This window comes from Paenibacillus allorhizosphaerae, assembly GCF_042659105.1.
In the GTDB taxonomy this organism is placed as follows: Bacteria; Bacillota; Bacilli; order Paenibacillales; family NBRC-103111; genus Paenibacillus_G; species Paenibacillus_G allorhizosphaerae.
In genome coordinates, this window is record NZ_JBHSRV010000001.1 from 1,077,418 (window position 1) to 1,093,359 (window position 15,942).

General features: G+C 55.8%; 15 protein-coding genes. All 15 read right to left on the reverse strand.

Annotation, left to right across the window (positions count from 1 at the left end; translation table 11 throughout):
• Positions 1-6: 6 nt before the first annotated feature.
• Positions 7-666, reverse strand: coding sequence for a ribulose-phosphate 3-epimerase (gene rpe, locus ACFQI7_RS04700; RefSeq protein WP_218097246.1), 660 nt, complete (start codon positions 664-666; stop codon positions 7-9).
• A gap of 1 nt (position 667) precedes the next feature.
• Positions 668-1,591, reverse strand: coding sequence for a ribosome small subunit-dependent GTPase A (rsgA, locus tag ACFQI7_RS04705; protein WP_218097245.1), 924 nt, complete (start codon positions 1,589-1,591; stop codon positions 668-670).
• Between the two features lie 3 nt (positions 1,592-1,594).
• Positions 1,595-3,805 (reverse strand): Stk1 family PASTA domain-containing Ser/Thr kinase, encoded by a 2,211-nt coding sequence (gene pknB / locus ACFQI7_RS04710; protein WP_218097244.1) that lies wholly within the window; start codon positions 3,803-3,805, stop codon positions 1,595-1,597.
• Positions 3,806-3,809: 4 nt separating this feature from the next.
• Positions 3,810-4,580 (reverse strand): Stp1/IreP family PP2C-type Ser/Thr phosphatase, encoded by a 771-nt coding sequence (locus ACFQI7_RS04715; protein ID WP_218097243.1) that lies wholly within the window; start codon positions 4,578-4,580, stop codon positions 3,810-3,812.
• An 8-nt stretch (positions 4,581-4,588) separates the two neighbouring features.
• Positions 4,589-5,671 (reverse strand): 23S rRNA (adenine(2503)-C(2))-methyltransferase RlmN, encoded by a 1,083-nt coding sequence (gene rlmN, locus ACFQI7_RS04720; protein WP_218097242.1) that lies wholly within the window; start codon positions 5,669-5,671, stop codon positions 4,589-4,591.
• A gap of 91 nt (positions 5,672-5,762) precedes the next feature.
• A complete protein-coding gene (rsmB, locus tag ACFQI7_RS04725; RefSeq protein ID WP_230414633.1) occupies positions 5,763-7,175 on the reverse strand; it encodes a 16S rRNA (cytosine(967)-C(5))-methyltransferase RsmB in 1,413 nt (470 codons plus the stop codon).
• 89 nt (positions 7,176-7,264) lie between these two features.
• The gene (gene fmt / locus ACFQI7_RS04730; RefSeq protein ID WP_230414632.1) at positions 7,265-8,215 is read right to left on the reverse strand and encodes a methionyl-tRNA formyltransferase; all 951 of its coding nucleotides are present in this window, start codon (positions 8,213-8,215) and stop codon (positions 7,265-7,267) included.
• Entirely contained in the window at positions 8,212-8,694 is a 483-nt protein-coding gene (gene def, locus ACFQI7_RS04735) for a peptide deformylase (RefSeq protein WP_218097241.1), read from the reverse strand. The genes fmt and def overlap by 4 nt, the downstream gene beginning before the upstream one ends.
• 88 nt (positions 8,695-8,782) lie before the next feature.
• Positions 8,783-11,272 carry a primosomal protein N' gene (priA, locus tag ACFQI7_RS04740; protein ID WP_218097240.1) on the reverse strand — a complete coding sequence of 830 codons (2,490 nt, stop codon included), beginning with the start codon at positions 11,270-11,272 and terminating at the stop codon, positions 8,783-8,785.
• Entirely contained in the window at positions 11,257-12,486 is a 1,230-nt protein-coding gene (gene coaBC / locus ACFQI7_RS04745) for a bifunctional phosphopantothenoylcysteine decarboxylase/phosphopantothenate--cysteine ligase CoaBC (RefSeq protein ID WP_218097239.1), read from the reverse strand. Before coaBC ends, priA begins: the two co-directional genes overlap by 16 nt.
• Positions 12,487-12,607: 121 nt before the next feature.
• On the reverse strand, positions 12,608-12,823 hold the full coding sequence (rpoZ, locus tag ACFQI7_RS04750; RefSeq protein ID WP_218097238.1) for a DNA-directed RNA polymerase subunit omega: 216 nt from the start codon (positions 12,821-12,823) through the stop codon (positions 12,608-12,610).
• Positions 12,823-13,464 (reverse strand): guanylate kinase, encoded by a 642-nt coding sequence (gene gmk, locus ACFQI7_RS04755; protein WP_218097237.1) that lies wholly within the window; start codon positions 13,462-13,464, stop codon positions 12,823-12,825. Before gmk ends, rpoZ begins: the two co-directional genes overlap by 1 nt.
• Entirely contained in the window at positions 13,454-13,714 is a 261-nt protein-coding gene (remA, locus tag ACFQI7_RS04760) for an extracellular matrix/biofilm regulator RemA (protein ID WP_009672664.1), read from the reverse strand. Before remA ends, gmk begins: the two co-directional genes overlap by 11 nt.
• Before the next feature lie 170 nt (positions 13,715-13,884).
• Complete coding sequence (locus ACFQI7_RS04765; RefSeq protein WP_218097236.1) at positions 13,885-14,766, reverse strand: YicC/YloC family endoribonuclease; 882 nt, start codon at positions 14,764-14,766, stop codon at positions 13,885-13,887.
• A gap of 267 nt (positions 14,767-15,033) precedes the next feature.
• Positions 15,034-15,870 (reverse strand): diaminopimelate epimerase, encoded by an 837-nt coding sequence (gene dapF / locus ACFQI7_RS04770; RefSeq protein ID WP_218097235.1) that lies wholly within the window; start codon positions 15,868-15,870, stop codon positions 15,034-15,036.
• Between the last annotated feature and the right edge of the window lie 72 nt (positions 15,871-15,942).

Consider the following 15,942-nt stretch of genomic DNA (forward strand, 5'->3'; position numbering starts at 1 on the left):
TCGCTGCTAGCTCCTCTCGCCCTTTAGGCTGGCGATCGCCGCAGCGCGGTCCGGTTGGTTAAACACCGCGTTGCCGGCAACGAGCACATTCGCGCCGGCCGCTATCACTTGCGGTGCAGTGACCGCGTTAATGCCGCCATCGACTTCGATATCGACATGACGAAGGCCGCGATCGTTCAATTGATGCCGCAGCGCCGTAATTTTGGGCAGCATGCCAGGAATGAACGTTTGTCCGCCAAAGCCCGGATTCACGGTCATGAGCAGGACCAGATCGAGCGTCTCGTCCATGACGTGCTCGATGGCGGAAAGCGGCGTAGCCGGATTCAGCACGACGCCGGCTTTTATGCCCTGATCTTTAATATAATGAAGCGTACGATGCAAATGTACGCATGCCTCCGCATGAACGGAAATGAGATCCGCTCCGGCTTTGGCGAAATCGGAGATGTACCGATCCGGCTGCTCGATCATGAGATGAACGTCGAGCGGCAGCTTCGTCCTTGGCCGGATCGACTCCACGACGAGCGGTCCGATCGTAATGTTAGGAACGAAATGACCGTCCATAACATCGACGTGAACCCAGTCCGCCCCGCCGCGCTCCACGTCGGCGATTTCTTGCCCCAACATGGAAAAGTCGGCGGATAGGATGGAAGGAGCGATTCGGAGCATGTTAGTACCTCCTTTTCTTGTCTTTGATTTCCGATAGAAAATGCAAGTAATGCTCGTATCGCGAAGCGGCAATGTCCCCGTTCTCCTTGGCCTCCTGCACTTTGCAGCCGGGCTCGTGTTGATGGAGACAGCCGCGAAAGCGGCATTGCTGCGCGTACTCGGCGAATTCCCGGAAGCAGCTGCCAAGTCCCTCCGCATCCACTTGTAAAAAATCAAGCGAGCTGAAGCCGGGGGTATCGGCCACGATCCCCCCGTTGTTCAGCCGGATGAGCTCCACATGGCGCGTCGTATGCTTGCCGCGGCCAAGCTTCATGCTGATTTGGTTCGTTTCCAGGCTCAGGCCGGGAACCATTGCATTGAGCAAGGAGGACTTTCCGACGCCGGATTGCCCGGCGAAGACGCTGATGCAGCCGGCCAGACGATCCAGCACCACATCGACGCCAATCTCCTCTTTGGCGCTTGTTAAGGACACGCTGTAGCCGATCGATTCATACAAGCGAATGACATCCGTCAAACTCATATGCACGCCGGCTTCAACGTCTTGTACTTCGGGATTGCCGGCAGCCAAATCTTGCTTCGTTAAGCAAATATGTGCATCCAGACCGGCGCTTTCGGTATGAACGAGAAATTTATCGAGCAGCGGCAAATTGAGCTGCGGCTCGTCAATGGAAAAGACAAGGACGACCAGATCCACGTTCGCTACAGGCGGGCGAACCAGCTCGGAAGAACGCGGCAATATTTCGTCCACCGTACCTTCCCCGTTTTCCGTCAGCGAGAACCGCACCCGATCGCCGACCAAAGGGGAGATTCCCCTTTTTTTGAAGATCCCCCTGGCCCGGCACTGAATCGGATTGCTGTCTTCAGCCGCATCGGGCATGACATAGTAATATCCGCTTAACGCCTTAACGATTAACCCCATTGGCATGGATCAGTTTCGGCCTCCTGTGTTTGTCGTGTTGCCGGTTGAACCGCTCGGCGGATTGGTTGAATTGGTTGACCCCGTACCGCCGTTCACCGGCGCATTGACAGGCTTATTCGCCGTACCTCCGGCGGGAGGCGTCGTTCCCCCGGCAGGCGGAGTCGGCGTGCCGCTTGCAGGCTGCGAGCCGTTACCCGTTCCCTGCGACCCGGTGCTTGTAGTGGAAGGCTTGGAGGGGACGACGAACGGCTTGCCGGCTTTTTGGTCTAAATAATTTTGATAGGTCACGGTAATCAAATCGGCATTTTTCTCGTCGACCTTGACCGTAATAACTGCATTCTTGTCGGGCGAGACAACCAGATTCACATCGACGCTTTCCGCCTTCATGACATTGGACACCTTTTGGACTTCCTTATTGTCACTTACCGCATCGCTTAAAATGATTCGGACCGTGGATGCAATGCCCTCTCTAGCCGGCGTGACCGGTACGCTGACTTTCATTTGCCCCGCATCTTCCGGCAGGCCGGAACTAATGACCAGCTTAATTTCGGAGCCCGGTGCTACCAATTCGTCCGGTTCGTACGGAAACTGCTTGATGACCCGGCCTTTCGGCGCTTTATAGCTGGCTTCGAAGGTAATGCCTTCTTTGGCCAGTTTCAAATTGCTTTTCTCAAGCGTGCTCTTCGCTTCCGCTTCCATTTTCCCGAGGAGATTCGGCATCGGAATGGTTGCAGGCCCTTTGCTTACCGTCAAGCTCACTTTTACCGTCGCCGGGTCGATATCCTCATTCACGTTCGGCGTCTGCTTCGTGACCGTATCCGGATCGACATCGCTATTTTCTGAAGCAACGGTTATATTTTCCGGAATGATTCCTAGATTCGTCAGCTGCTGCTTGGCGTCCGCGACGTTTTTCTTGGTCACCTCGGGCATCTTCTTCATCTCCACGCCCTGGCTGACGTACAGCTTGATTTTATTCGGAAGCTTCACCTTGATGTCTGCCTGATTCTGCCGGATGACGATATCTTTCGCCACATCTTTGGACGGCTGGTACTCGACTTCGTTTTCCAGCCCCGCATCCTTAAGCAGCTGCTGCGCTTCGGCCAGCGGCTTGTTGACGACGTTAGGCACCAACGTTTCCGGCACTTCCAGCATTTTTTTGGCATAGCCAACCGCGTACCACATGCCGCCGAGCAGCGCCATCAGCACAATAAACCATACAAGCGGCTTGACCCAGCGTCTCTTCTTTTTTCCGGAGGGTACCGCCACGGGCATTTCATCCGCATCTTCCTCATCATCGTCCGAAACGGTATATTGACCCGGACGCAGCGCCGGCATCACGCGCGTTCGCTCCTCGTCCATCTCGTCTTCGTCCTCGAAGTTCAACTTCGGCTCGTTGCGCCGGTGCGGCAGAAGGCATGTATCCAAGTCGTTCAGCATATCTTTGGCCGAACGGTACCGCTCGGAGGTGCTTTTACGCATCGCACGCAATATGATATTTTCTACGCTTTGCGGAATGAGCGGATTGACCTTGCGCGGCTCCTCCACATCCTCTTGCAAATGCTTGAGCGCGACGCTGATCGGGCTTTCGCCGAGAAACGGAAGTCTGCCGGTCAGCATCTGATACATGACGATTCCGAGCGAATACAGATCGGACTGCTCCCCGGTCGGCGTGCCTTTGGCATGCTCCGGCGAAAAATAATGCACCGATCCGACAACCGAACCGGTCTGCGTTATGGTCGAGGAAGTGACCGCGCGGGCGATCCCGAAATCCGTCACCTTCACACGTCCGTTTTTACCGATCAATATGTTATGAGGCTTAATGTCTCGATGGATGATTTGATTATGATGGGCATGATCGAGCGCATCGCATATTTGACCCGCGATATGAATCGCCTCCTCCACTTGAAGGGGCGCTTTTTCCTTGATGAGCTCGTTGAGCGTCGTTCCTTCCACATACTCCATGACGATGTAATGAACGTCGTCCTCTTGGCCTACGTCATAGATGCTGACCACGTTCGGATGAGATAAGGAGGCTGCGGCTTGCGCTTCGCGGCGAAAACGGTGGATGAACTCTTCGTCGTGTACGTACTGCTGACGCAGCACTTTCACGGCGATATGACGATGCAATAAAATATCAAGTCCTTTGTAAACGATTGCCATTCCGCCGCCGCCGACCCGCTCGAGAATTTCGTAACGTCCTCCAAGCTGCTTTCCGATCATGCCATCACCCCACTTCTCCATCGTTATGTACTGCAGCGACTTCGCCGTTAGCGAGGAGAATTACGGTAATATTGTCGTCTCCCCCGGCATCGAGCGCCTCGTTCACAAGCTTGTGCACTTTGACATCGAGATCGCCGTCGCCGGAAGCAAGCTGAAGGATCTGCCCCGGCTCCACCCGGCTGCTTAATCCGTCGCTGCACAGCAGCAGCAAATCGCCATTCTGCCAATCGACCTGCAGTACGTCGACTTCGATCGTCGGCTCGGTCCCGAGCGCGCGCGTAAGCACGTTCCGGCGCGGATGATGATTCGCTTCCTCACGCGAAATTTGTCCGCTCCGTACCAGCTCGTTAACCAAAGAATGATCTTCGGTCACCTGGTCGATCCGATTGCCCCGAATCCAATATACACGGCTGTCGCCGATATGTCCGATCACAGCATGATGATCGTCTGCCGCAACGGCAATCGCGGTCGTACCCATGCCATGGTAATTTTCCCGTGCGGAAGCGAATTCGAAAATTTTCTCGTTTGCGCTTTCCAGCGTCTCTTTGATGAGCACATGACGCGCTTCCACCGGCACATCCTGATGCAAGTTTTGCAGTCCTTGCTGAATGAGTTCCACCGCCATCGCGCTTGCGACATCCCCCGCCTGGTGACCGCCCATGCCATCCGCCACGATCGCGAGGGTGAGGCCGTTCAGGTTGTCCTGAACGGCGAGACAGTCCTCGTTAATTTTTCGTACGCGTCCGATATCGGATAAGTAGGCCATTTTACGCATTCTCTATCTCACCTCGCACCCGATTCCATATGCTTCGCTCTTAACTGGCCGCAAGCAGCCGCAATATCGCTTCCCTGCTCGCGCCGAATGGTCGCGTTCACTTTGTTCCGCTCCAAGATGCGCTGGAATGTAAAAATATCGTCGCGCGGCGTACGAACAAAATTGCGTTCGGAAACGAAGTTTACCGGGATCAAGTTCACATGCGCATGAGGGAACGTCTTCAGTACTTGCGCAAGCTCCTCCGCATGCTCCGGCTGATCGTTGACCCCGCCCATCAAGGCGTATTCGAACGTGATGCGCCTTCCGGTTTTGGCAATGTAATACTGGCACGCTTCGATCAAATCTTTGAAAGGGAACCTGCGATTTACCGGCATCAGCTTGGAACGCAGCGCATCGTTGGGCGCATGGATCGAAATAGCCAAGTTAATCTGCGTATCCTCATCGGCGAACCGGTATATGTTCGGCACGATGCCGCTGGTCGATACGGTAATATGGCGCTGACCAATTTGAAGCCCCTTCGGATGAATCATCACTTTCAAAAATTTCATTACGGCGTCGTAGTTTTCGAACGGCTCGCCGATCCCCATGATGACGATGCTGCTGATCCGTTCTTGCGTTTGATCGAGCAGCTGCTGTGCTTTGACCACCTGCGCGATAATTTCGCCCGGCGTCAAATTCCGCTTCAGCCCGCCGAGCGTCGAGGCGCAGAACGTGCAGCCGACGCGGCAGCCGACTTGCGTCGTTACGCAAATGCTGTTGCCGTAGCTATGCTTCATGATGACGGTTTCGATGGCGTTTTTATCGGTCAGTTCGAACAAAAACTTCACCGTGCCGTCCTGGGAGCGGTAGTGCGCCACCTCGTTGAGCGTGACGAAATCGAACTGCTGCGCCAGTTTTTCGCGAAGCGCCTTCGGCAAATTGGACATCTCGTCAAAGCTTGAAACTCTTTTCACATATAGCCAGTCGAAAATTTGGCCCGCACGAAAGCCGGCCTCCCCGTTGGCTTTAACCCAGTCCTGCCATTCCTCTAATATAAGGTCGTACACGTAAGGCTTGGTATCCGTAAGCACCGGACTTTCCTTTGATTCCATCGTATGATCACAACCTGTTTTTCTAAAGTGAAGGTCTCCCAGATAACATGCTCCAAAAAGACCACATTTTATTTTACCACAAACTGCGTTCCTATGCTCGTTTCCGAAGTCTGGCGATGAAAAAACCGTCCGAGCCGAAGTCATACGGCATAATTTGCACTGCGCCTCCCTGGCTGCGATCCGCGAGCGGAACGTTTTTTCCGGACGGCTCGTCCGGCTCGAATTTGGGATGCGCGGCCAAAAAACCTCGGATCATGTCCTCATTCTCGGCAGCCTCGATCGTGCAAGTGCTGTAAACGAGAATGCCTCCCGGCTTCAGCAGAGGATGAACGGCTTCGAGCAGCTCGCGCTGAACCTCGCATATATCGGCCAGCTCGCTCTCTCTCTTCTCCCACTTCATGTCGGGCTTGCGCCGGATGACGCCGAGTCCCGAGCAAGGGGCGTCCAGCAAGATGCGGTCAAAGCTGTCCGCCGCGAACCGTTCGGCCAGTTTCCGGGCATCCGCCGTGATCGTGCGAATGCTCTTCAGTCCGAGCCGCTCCGCTTGATCGCGAATCAGCTTCTCCTTATGCTCGTGCATATCGCAAGCGATAATTTCGCCCTGATCGCCCATCTTTTCCGCCAGGTGCGCCGTCTTGCCGCCCGGCGCCGCGCAGCAATCGAGCACCCGCTCACCAGGCTGCGGGTCGACCCATTCCGCGACGAGCATCGAGCTCTCGTCCTGCACCGAATACAGGCCTGCCGCATATTCCGGCGTCAAGGCCATGTTACCGCCGCCGCGGACGATCACGCCGGCGGGCGATACGGCGGAGGGCTCCGCTTCGAGCCCTCCTTCGCGCAGCCGCTCGGCCAGTTCGCCGGCGCCGAGCTTCATCTTGTTCGCGCGGATGCTGACGCGCGGCGGGGTGTTGTTCGCCGCGCAGATCCGCTCGGCAAGCTGCTCGCCGAACTGCGCGATCCATCGCCGCACCATCCATTCGGGATGCGACTGTTCCAGCGCGATTCGCCGGTCGGCCGGCAAACCCGCGGGCAGCATCAGCTCGGCTTTGCGCCGGATGACGCTGCGCAGGACGCCGTTGACCATCCCGGAGATGCCCTGATGCCCCCTGCGCTTGGCGATGCTGACCGCCTCGTTCACGATCGCATGGTCCGGGATGCGGTCCAGATACAGCAATTGATAGAAGCTCAGCCGCAGCAAGCTGCGTACCCACGGCTCCAGCTTGCCGAGCCCTTTGTTCACGAACGGTTCGAGAAAATAGTCGATCGTGTTTAAGCGCTGCACCGTGCCGTAGACAATTTCCGTCGCCAGGCCGGCATCCTGCTTGTCCAGCTTGTGTTTTTGCAGCGTCTGATTGAGCAGCAGGTTGCTGTAAGCCCGATCCTGCTCAATGCGCACAAGCACGTCGAGCGCCGCCTCCCGAGCGGACGGCTTGCGCGTCCCCGCGCCACCGCCGTTCGGGCCTTTGGCAGGGCGGCCGCCGTTTTGTTTTCTATCCTTATTCACTATTGCAAATGCCTCCGATCATTCCGTTCCCCATATTGCTGGCACGCTGCACAGAGGCAGCTGTATTTCGCGCGAAGCTTCCGGCCAGCTCAGCCCAGCACGGTGCCGGAAACAAGCTGCCCGCCGCGGATCAGGTCCGCCGCTTCCATCGCCTTCTTTCCGGCCGGCTGCAGCTCGACGATCCGCAGAACGCCTAGACCGGTTGCCACGGCGATGCCGCGTTCCCCGGTTTCCAGCACCGTTCCCGGCTTTACGCCCGCTGGCGCCGTTTCCTCAGCATTCGGCTTCAGGCATCTCCATATTTTGAGCACGTCCCCGTTCCAAAGCGTAAACGCACCCGGACGCGGATGAAGCGCGCGTACCAAATTCCAGATTTGCACGGACGGCTTCGTCCAATCAATCTGCTCCTGCTCTCTTTGAATGTTCGGAGAGTAGACCGCTTCTGCGTCGTTCTGCGGCACAGCCTTCGCTTCGCCGCTAAGCAGCTTCGGCAATGTCTCCTCGAGCAGCGAAGCGCCGGCAGCGCTAAGCTTCTCGAACATCGTACCCTGCGTATCGTCGTCGCCGATCGGTACTTCGATCTTGCTGATCATGTCGCCGGTATCGAGCCCCTCGGCCATGTACATGATCGTGACGCCTGTAACGGCATCCCCGTTCATGACGGCGTATTGGATCGGTGCGCCGCCGCGGTACTTGGGAAGCAGCGACGCATGGATGTTAATGCAGCCGAAACGCGGCAGCTCCAGCACCGACTTCGGCAAAATTTGCCCGTACGCGGCGGTGACGATCAAATCCGGCGCAAGCGAGCGAAGCGATTCCACCGACTCGGGACGGCGCAGCCTCTCCGGCTGGAGCACCGGCAGCCCTTGACGCTCCGCCTCCGCCTTCACCGGCGTCGGCGTCAGCACCCGCTTGCGTCCGACCGGACGGTCCGGCTGCGTGACCACCGCAACGACTTCCACCTGGTCGTTCTGTAAAAGCTTGTGCAAAGAAGGCACGGCGAAATCCGGCGTGCCCATAAAAATAACGCGTATGCTCATGCTTCACCACGATCTTGCGGCTCGTTTTTGTACATGCTTTCCGCCAGATCCGTATACAGCACGCCGTTCAGGTGGTCGACCTCGTGCTGAATGCAGCGTGCCAGCAGTTCCGTCCCTTCGATGACGATTTCTTCGCCGTCGCGGTTTAGCCCCTTGACTTTCACCCGCGCGGCGCGTCTTACGTCTCCCGTGAGTCCGGGAATGCTCAAGCAGCCTTCCGGTCCGAATTGTTCGCCCTCCCGCTCGATAATTTCCGGATTGATCAATTCGATCAAGCCATGTTCATCTCCGACGTCCATGACGATGACGCGCTTGAGAATACCGATTTGGGGTGCAGCTAGGCCTACGCCCTCCGCATCGTACATCGTATCCGCCATATCGTTCAGCAGTTTATGAATATTAGGGGTAATTTTCGAAACGGGCACGCATTTTTCGCGCAGCACCGGATCCGGTTCTTTCACAATAATTTTGATCGCCATGAGATGTGCACCTTCCTTTATTTGAAAAACGAAAAACCGATAATTTCGCACTTTCTTATGTATATTCCGGCCGGCTTGGACCGGAGCCTTACATCAATATAAAAGGATCGACATCGATGGACAGCGTTAACTTCTGCCCCTTCACCGCATCGTCGAGCACGGCAGCGGCCTGCTCCAGCAGCGGAGCGATCTCCGTCTCTCCCCGATATTTTATCATGCATTGGAACCGATATCTATCTTTGATCCGCGAGATTGGCGAAGCGACAGGGCCGAGCACTTCCATCTCCACCCCGCCATCGGCTAGCGATCTCGACAGCTCTTTTAGCCGGGAAGCCAGCACTTCGCCGGAGCGAAGCAGCAGCGGAACTTGTTCGTGCGACAGCGTGATCAGCACGAGCCGGTGAAAAGGAGGATAATTATGCAATTGCCGTATCTGCATTTCCTTATTCATAAAGCTTGTATAGTCGTGACGGCTGGCACTGACAATGCTGTAATGTTCCGGGGTGTACGTCTGGACGAACACTTCGCCCGGAAGCTGATGGCGGCCTGCGCGGCCGGCCACCTGCGTCAGCAGTTGAAATGTCCTCTCGGCTGACCGGAAATCCGGAAGATTGAGCACCGAATCGGCGGCAAGTGCTCCGACTAGCGTCACATACGGGAAGTCGAGTCCCTTGGCGACCATTTGCGTTCCGAGCAGCACATCCGCCTGCCGGTTGCGGAACATCGTCAGCCATTTTTCATGCGAGCCTTTTTCCGTCGTCGTGTCCACATCCATACGAATGACGCGGATGCCTGGAAACAGCTTCCCAAGCTCCTCCTCCACACGCTGCGTTCCCGTGCCGAAATGGCGTATATGCTCGCTGCCGCAATCCGGACAAACGGACAACTCCCGTTCGGCATAACCGCAATAATGGCAGCGGATCGCCTTGGAGCTCTGGTGGTACGTCAATGAAATGTCGCAATGCGGGCAGTCGGCGACATAGCCGCACGTCCGGCACATGACGAACGTCGCATACCCGCGGCGGTTGAGCAGCAAAACAGTCTGTTCTTTCTTTTGTAACCGTTCTTCGATCGCTTTATACAAGGCGCGGCTAAACATGGAGCGATTGCCGTTCTTCAGCTCCTCGCGCATGTCGATGATATTCACCTTGGGCAGCGGACGTCCCTCCACCCGGGACGGCATCGAGAGCAGCTCGAAGGCCGGTCTGTGGACGGTCGCTTGTTGTTTGGCTTGAGGCAGCGTGCGGTACATGCTTTCCAGCGAGGGCGTTGCCGAGCCGAGAACGACGGAAGCTCCATGATATCGGGCTCTCGCCACAGCGACGTCACGGGCGTGATATTTTGGGCTTTCTTCTTGCTTATAAGTCGTTTCATGTTCTTCGTCAATAATAATGAGTCCGAGGTTCGTAAATGGAGCGAATATTGCCGAACGCGCGCCGATGACGACCTGGACGTCCCGGCGCACGATTTTGCGCCATTCGTCGTACCGTTCCCCGTGGGAAAGCCGGCTGTGCAGCACGGCGACCCGGTTGCCGAATCTCCCCTTGAACCGTTCCACCATCTGCGGCGTAAGCGAGATTTCCGGCACGAGCACGATCGCCTCGCGTCCCAAGTCAAGACACGATTGGATGGACTGCAAGTAGACTTCCGTTTTGCCGCTGCCCGTTACCCCCTGCAGCAAAAATACATGCCGTTCCCGCGCATTCACGCTCTCCCGGATACAGCCGAACACTTGCTGCTGCTCCGGTGTGAGCGGAAGCGGGGACGTCGGCCGAAATGTACGGCTCGCGTAAGGGTCGCGCTGCACCTCGACCTCTTCGATCCGCAGCCAGCCCCGCTCCGCTAGTCCTTTTACCGTGCTCGCGCTAATATTGAGCTCCGACAGCAGCTCCGTCAGCTTGATCGGCTCCGGATGCCGCTTGAAATGCTCCAGCACTTCCTTCTGCTTCGCCGCGCGCACCGAAAGTTCATCGATCCATGCGTCGAGCTGTTCCAGCGATTCCGGCGGAAATACGGTTAACGCTTTTTTAGTTGTCATCCGATCTTTGACGAGCTGCATTTCCTCTAGGTACCCTTCGTCGATCAACTGCCGAATGAGTACGCCTTCCGATGCGTACCGGGCAAGCAGAGACTCCAGTTCCACCGACTCCTTGCTCCGTACATACTGTATAATTTCATGTTGAATTGGCAGCAGCATCGTATTCTGCTGCTGCCCTTCCGGCTCGCGGACACAAACATGACGTTCGTATTTCGCCTTGAGCGCACCGGGAATCATCGCCTGCAATGCCGTGATCTCATGACACATGTACGTCCGGCTCATCCAGCGTCCGAGCTTGACGAGCTCCGGCGTAAGCGGCGGGGTTAAGTCCAGCGTTTGCGCAACCGACTTGATTTTCCCCGCATCCAGCTCGGTACCCTCGTGCAGCTCCACGACAAAGCCTTGCAGCGTCCGCGGTCCGAAAGGAACACCCACCCGGCTGCCGACGGCGATCCAATCTTTCATCGCCTCCGGTACCATATAATCGAATGCCCGGTTGGTTTGCTTCGCCGGTACATCGACGATTACTTTTGCATACATTCGTCCGTCCCTTCTTTCTTGGGTAACCGCTCCGCTATCATTGTCAAAAGCCGCTGCGCCACCTGCGCCTTGCTCATCAGTGGCGGCGCCTCCACCAGTCCGTTCCGGTCGTAGATTCGCACCGCATTCGTATCCGTTCCGAAGCCTGCACCTTCCACGGTTACATCGTTAGCTACAAGCAGATCGCTGTTTTTGCGTTTCAGCTTGTCCATCGCGAACGCTTCGAGATTTTGCGTCTCCGCCGCAAAGCCGACGACGAACTGCCGCTCCGTCTTGCGCTCGCCGACCGCCTGAAGAATGTCCGGATTTTTGACCAGCTTCAACGTCAATTCTTCGTCTTTTTTCTTCATTTTTTGCTCCGAGCGCTCGGCCGGACGATAATCGGCAGGAGCCGCCGCTTTGATGACGATGTCCACCTCCGGCAGCCGAGCCAGCACCGCGTTCATCATGTCCATGGTGGACTCCACCCGTACGACCGGCATTCCGGAAGGAATTGGGGCCGTCACTTTCGCTACGACCAGCGTCACTTCCGCGCCCATGCGCCTTGCTTCCTCGGCTATCGCAAAGCCCATTTTGCCGGAAGAATCGTTCGTCAAATAGCGGACCGGATCAATGCGTTCGACCGTACCGCCCGCCGTGACAAGCACCTTTTTTCCTTCCAGCAGCCTTTCTTTTGAAAAATGGCCGCGAATGGCTTCGGCGATTTCTTCCGGCTCGGCAAGACGCCCTTTGCCCACATAACCGCAAGCAAGCTGACCGGTTCCCGGCTCGATGAACAGGACGCCGCGATCGGCGAGCGTCTGCAAATTGGCCTGGACGGCCGGATGCGCGTACATATGCACATTCATCGCCGGCGCGACGAGAATCGGAGCCGTCGTTGCCAGCAGTGTCGTGCTGAGCATATCGTCGGCGAGTCCGAGCGCCATTTTACCGATCATGTTGGCCGTCGCCGGCGCGACAACAACCAGATCGGCACTGTCGGCAAGGTTGATGTGCGATACGACGGAAGCGTCCTTTTCATCGAACGTATCGACGGCCACCTCCTGCCGCGATAACGTTTGAAACGTCAGCGGAGCGATGAACTTCGTCGCCGATTCCGTCATAATAACTCGAACGGTCGCCCCCGCTTGCGCCAGCTTGCTGCACAGCGCCGCCGCTTTGTACGCCGCAATGCCGCCGCATACGCCAAGCACGATCGTTTTTCCGTTCAACATCCGATCCACTCCTCCCTATATGCAAGAAAAGCTTCTGATCGAAGCCTTTCGATGAACACACATAAACTGAACGTAACCTTTCCACTCGGTAAAGAAAAAAAGAACAACCACGAAGGGTTGTTTATTTTATCGTCTCTTTGGATTGAATCTTTTCGTAGGAGATGTAATCTTCGTAGATCTCTTCGAGAGCCAGGCCTACGAATTTATGGGATCTTTTTTGACGAAGCTCGGTTTTGGAACCGTCACGCAGCAAGCGAGCCCGCTTAGCGGCAGCGACTACCAAGGAATATTTGCTGTCCACTTTATCAAGCAGACGGTCAATGGAAGGATACAGCATTATTTTTTCACCTCGGCCATCCAATGTTTTATTTTCGAAACCATCCGGTCTTTGCGGCTTCGTTCCGCTACAAGGATGGAGCGAATCCGGGAACAGGCCAAATCGACCTGATCATTAACAATAGCATAATCGTAATGTTCCATCAAGGCAATCTCTTCCATGGCAACCGACATCCGGCTTCGAATGACGTCTTCCGTTTCCGTGCCGCGCCCCACGATCCGATTTTCCAGCTCGGGAAGCGACGGAGGCAGCAGGAAAATAAACACGCCTTCCGGGAATTTCTGCTTCACTTTCAGCGCGCCCTGAACTTCGATCTCCAAAATGATATCTTTGCCGGAAGCGAGTGTTTCCTCGACGAATTTCCGCGGCGTGCCGTAGTAATTGCCGACGTACTCCGCCCATTCCAGCATCTGGTCTTGTTCGATCAGCTGCAGAAATTGTTCTTTCGTTTTGAAAAAATAGTTCACTCCATCGATTTCGCCTTGTCTCGGCGCGCGGGTTGTCGCGGAAACCGAGTAGACGATATCGTTCGAGCATTCGCGGAGCGCCTTGCAAACCGTGCCTTTACCGACCCCGGAAGGTCCGGAAAGTACAATCAAAATCCCTCTCTCTGCCGGGGCATAGCTCGTATTACTCGTCATGATCATCGTCCTTATTGGAAAGTCGATGGGCAACCGTCTCCGGCTGAACCGCTGATAAAATGACGTGGTCGCTGTCCGTAATAATCACGGCCCGCGTCCGGCGTCCGTATGTCGCATCGATCAGCATGTGGCGGTCGCGCGCTTCCTGAATGATTCGTTTGATTGGCGCTGATTCCGGGCTAACGATGGAAATGATTCGATTTGCGGATACGATATTCCCGAAACCGATGTTAATTAATTTGATCGCCATGAATGGTTTTCCCCCTGGTTCTTCCATTTGAAGCGGTTGATTTTGGCGAGCGCACTCCGTAAATACGGAACCGACGCTGGCGCTTAACAAGCTGATGGGCTGGCCGGCTTCAAAAGAAAGAGTTTTATTACGTTGTTGTTCGACCTAAGAGCATCTATATGCTTCTTCGTTCACTCGATGTTTTGAATCTGCTCGCGCATTTTTTCCAGCTCGGCCTTCATATCGACGACAATCGCCGTAAGCGAAGCGTTGTTCGCTTTAGAGCCGATCGTGTTGACTTCCCGGTTCATTTCCTGTACGAGAAAATCAAGCTTCCGCCCTACCGGTTCCTCGCTTTGCAGCAAGCTGCGAAATTGCGCGAAATGGCTTTGCAACCGGTTCATTTCCTCATCGATATTGACCCTGTCCGCGAAGACGGCGACCTCCATGGCCAATCTGTTCTCGTCAATCGGCCCTTGATGAACCAGTTCCCGAATACGGGCGTTCAGCTTCTCCGCGTATTCTTTGACCGTTTGCGGCGCTAATACGGCGGCAAGCCCGTAATAATGTTCCATGGTACCGGCACGCTGCTCCAGTTCCCTCTGAAGGAATGCGCCTTCCCGCTCTCTCATGGCAAGAAGCTCCTGTACGGCGCTCGCCGCACAAGACGAAATCGCCTCGGAGATTTCGTTCTCGCCGTCTACCGACGACTGCTGAAGCGTAACGACTCCGGGAATGTCGAGCAATTCCCGCAGCGTGATGTCGCCGTGCAGCGACAACCTCTCCTTCAACTGCTCGGCGGCGTCCTTATAGGCGGCGGCAAGCTCCCAATCGATCTGCACCGAGTGGGACGATTCCTTGTCTTTCTCGAAGTTGACGAACACATCGACCCGGCCTCGCCGGACATGACGGAGAACGGCCTGTTTGAGCATATCCTCGAAGCGCGCCCATTCGCGCGGCATTCGGACGGCCACTTCGGTATAACGATGGTTGACCGATTTCAGCTCGATCTGTATTTGGATTCCGGCTGCGGTAAGCGCAGCTTGTCCGTATCCGGTCATACTGATGACCATACCGCTCACCTTACCAATCTATTCTAATTCATTTTGTTAGTGGGTACAAGTGGGAATCGAGCACCCCAATATCTCCTGAACATTCACTTAACTTCAAGGTCGACGACGGTCTGCGGCTTCAGCAATTTCCGACCCTTCATACGAGTTTCCGAAGGAAAAACGTATCCGGCTGACACTAAACCCCGCCGTTCATCCCCGGCAGCAACGGACGCAGCAGCGTCTTCCGAAAATAGGCCGGTCGCCGATCCCTCCTACCCATCATGAACATTAAATCGTTCCTTTAAACACGACCTCCGCCGGACCGGTCATATACACATGATTGTCCGCTTCATTCCATTCGATCTGCAAATCGCCGCCCTTTAGCGAAACGATTGCTTGACGATCCATCTTCCCGTTCAGCACGCCGGCTACGAGTGTAGCGCAGGCACCTGTCCCGCAAGCAAGCGTCGGCCCCGCTCCGCGTTCCCAAACGCGCATCTCCGCATAGTCTCTCCGCTTTACGGTAACGAACTCGACGTTGATCCGCCGCGGAAAAAACGGATGATGCTCCAGCTTAGGACCGTAAGCGTACAAATCCGTGTTCACCGCATCGTCCGTAAAAATAACGCAGTGCGGATTGCCCATCGATACCGCCGTAATACGGAATTGCTGTCCATCTACGTCAACGGGATAATCGGTCACCGGCTCGGCATCGATCGTCGTAGGCACTCGAAGACCGTTCAGGACCGGCTCTCCCATGTCCACTTGCACCGCTCTGACGACGCCGCTTTCAATCGTCAGCCGTACCGGCTGCGGTCCGGCACCGATCGTCTCGATCACCAAGTTCTTTCGGGAGGCGTCGATCAAACCGTTATCATATATATACTTGGCTGCGCAGCGGATGGCATTGCCGCATTGCTCCGCTTCCGTGCCATCCGAATTGATGATGCGCATCATATAATCTGCCTTTTCCGAAGGCAGCAAATAAACGACGCCGTCAGCTCCGATCCCGAAGTGACGGTCGCAATACCGTACTGCAAAACTTGCAGCGTCGGCTGGCAGCGTCTTTTCCCCGAACAGGACGATAAAATCGTTGCCCAATCCTTGCATTTTCGTAAAATTCATCGCACAGACTCCCGTTACAATGTGATTTATCCTTTATCATAGCGCAAATTCGATAGGATGCATAGGTTTTCG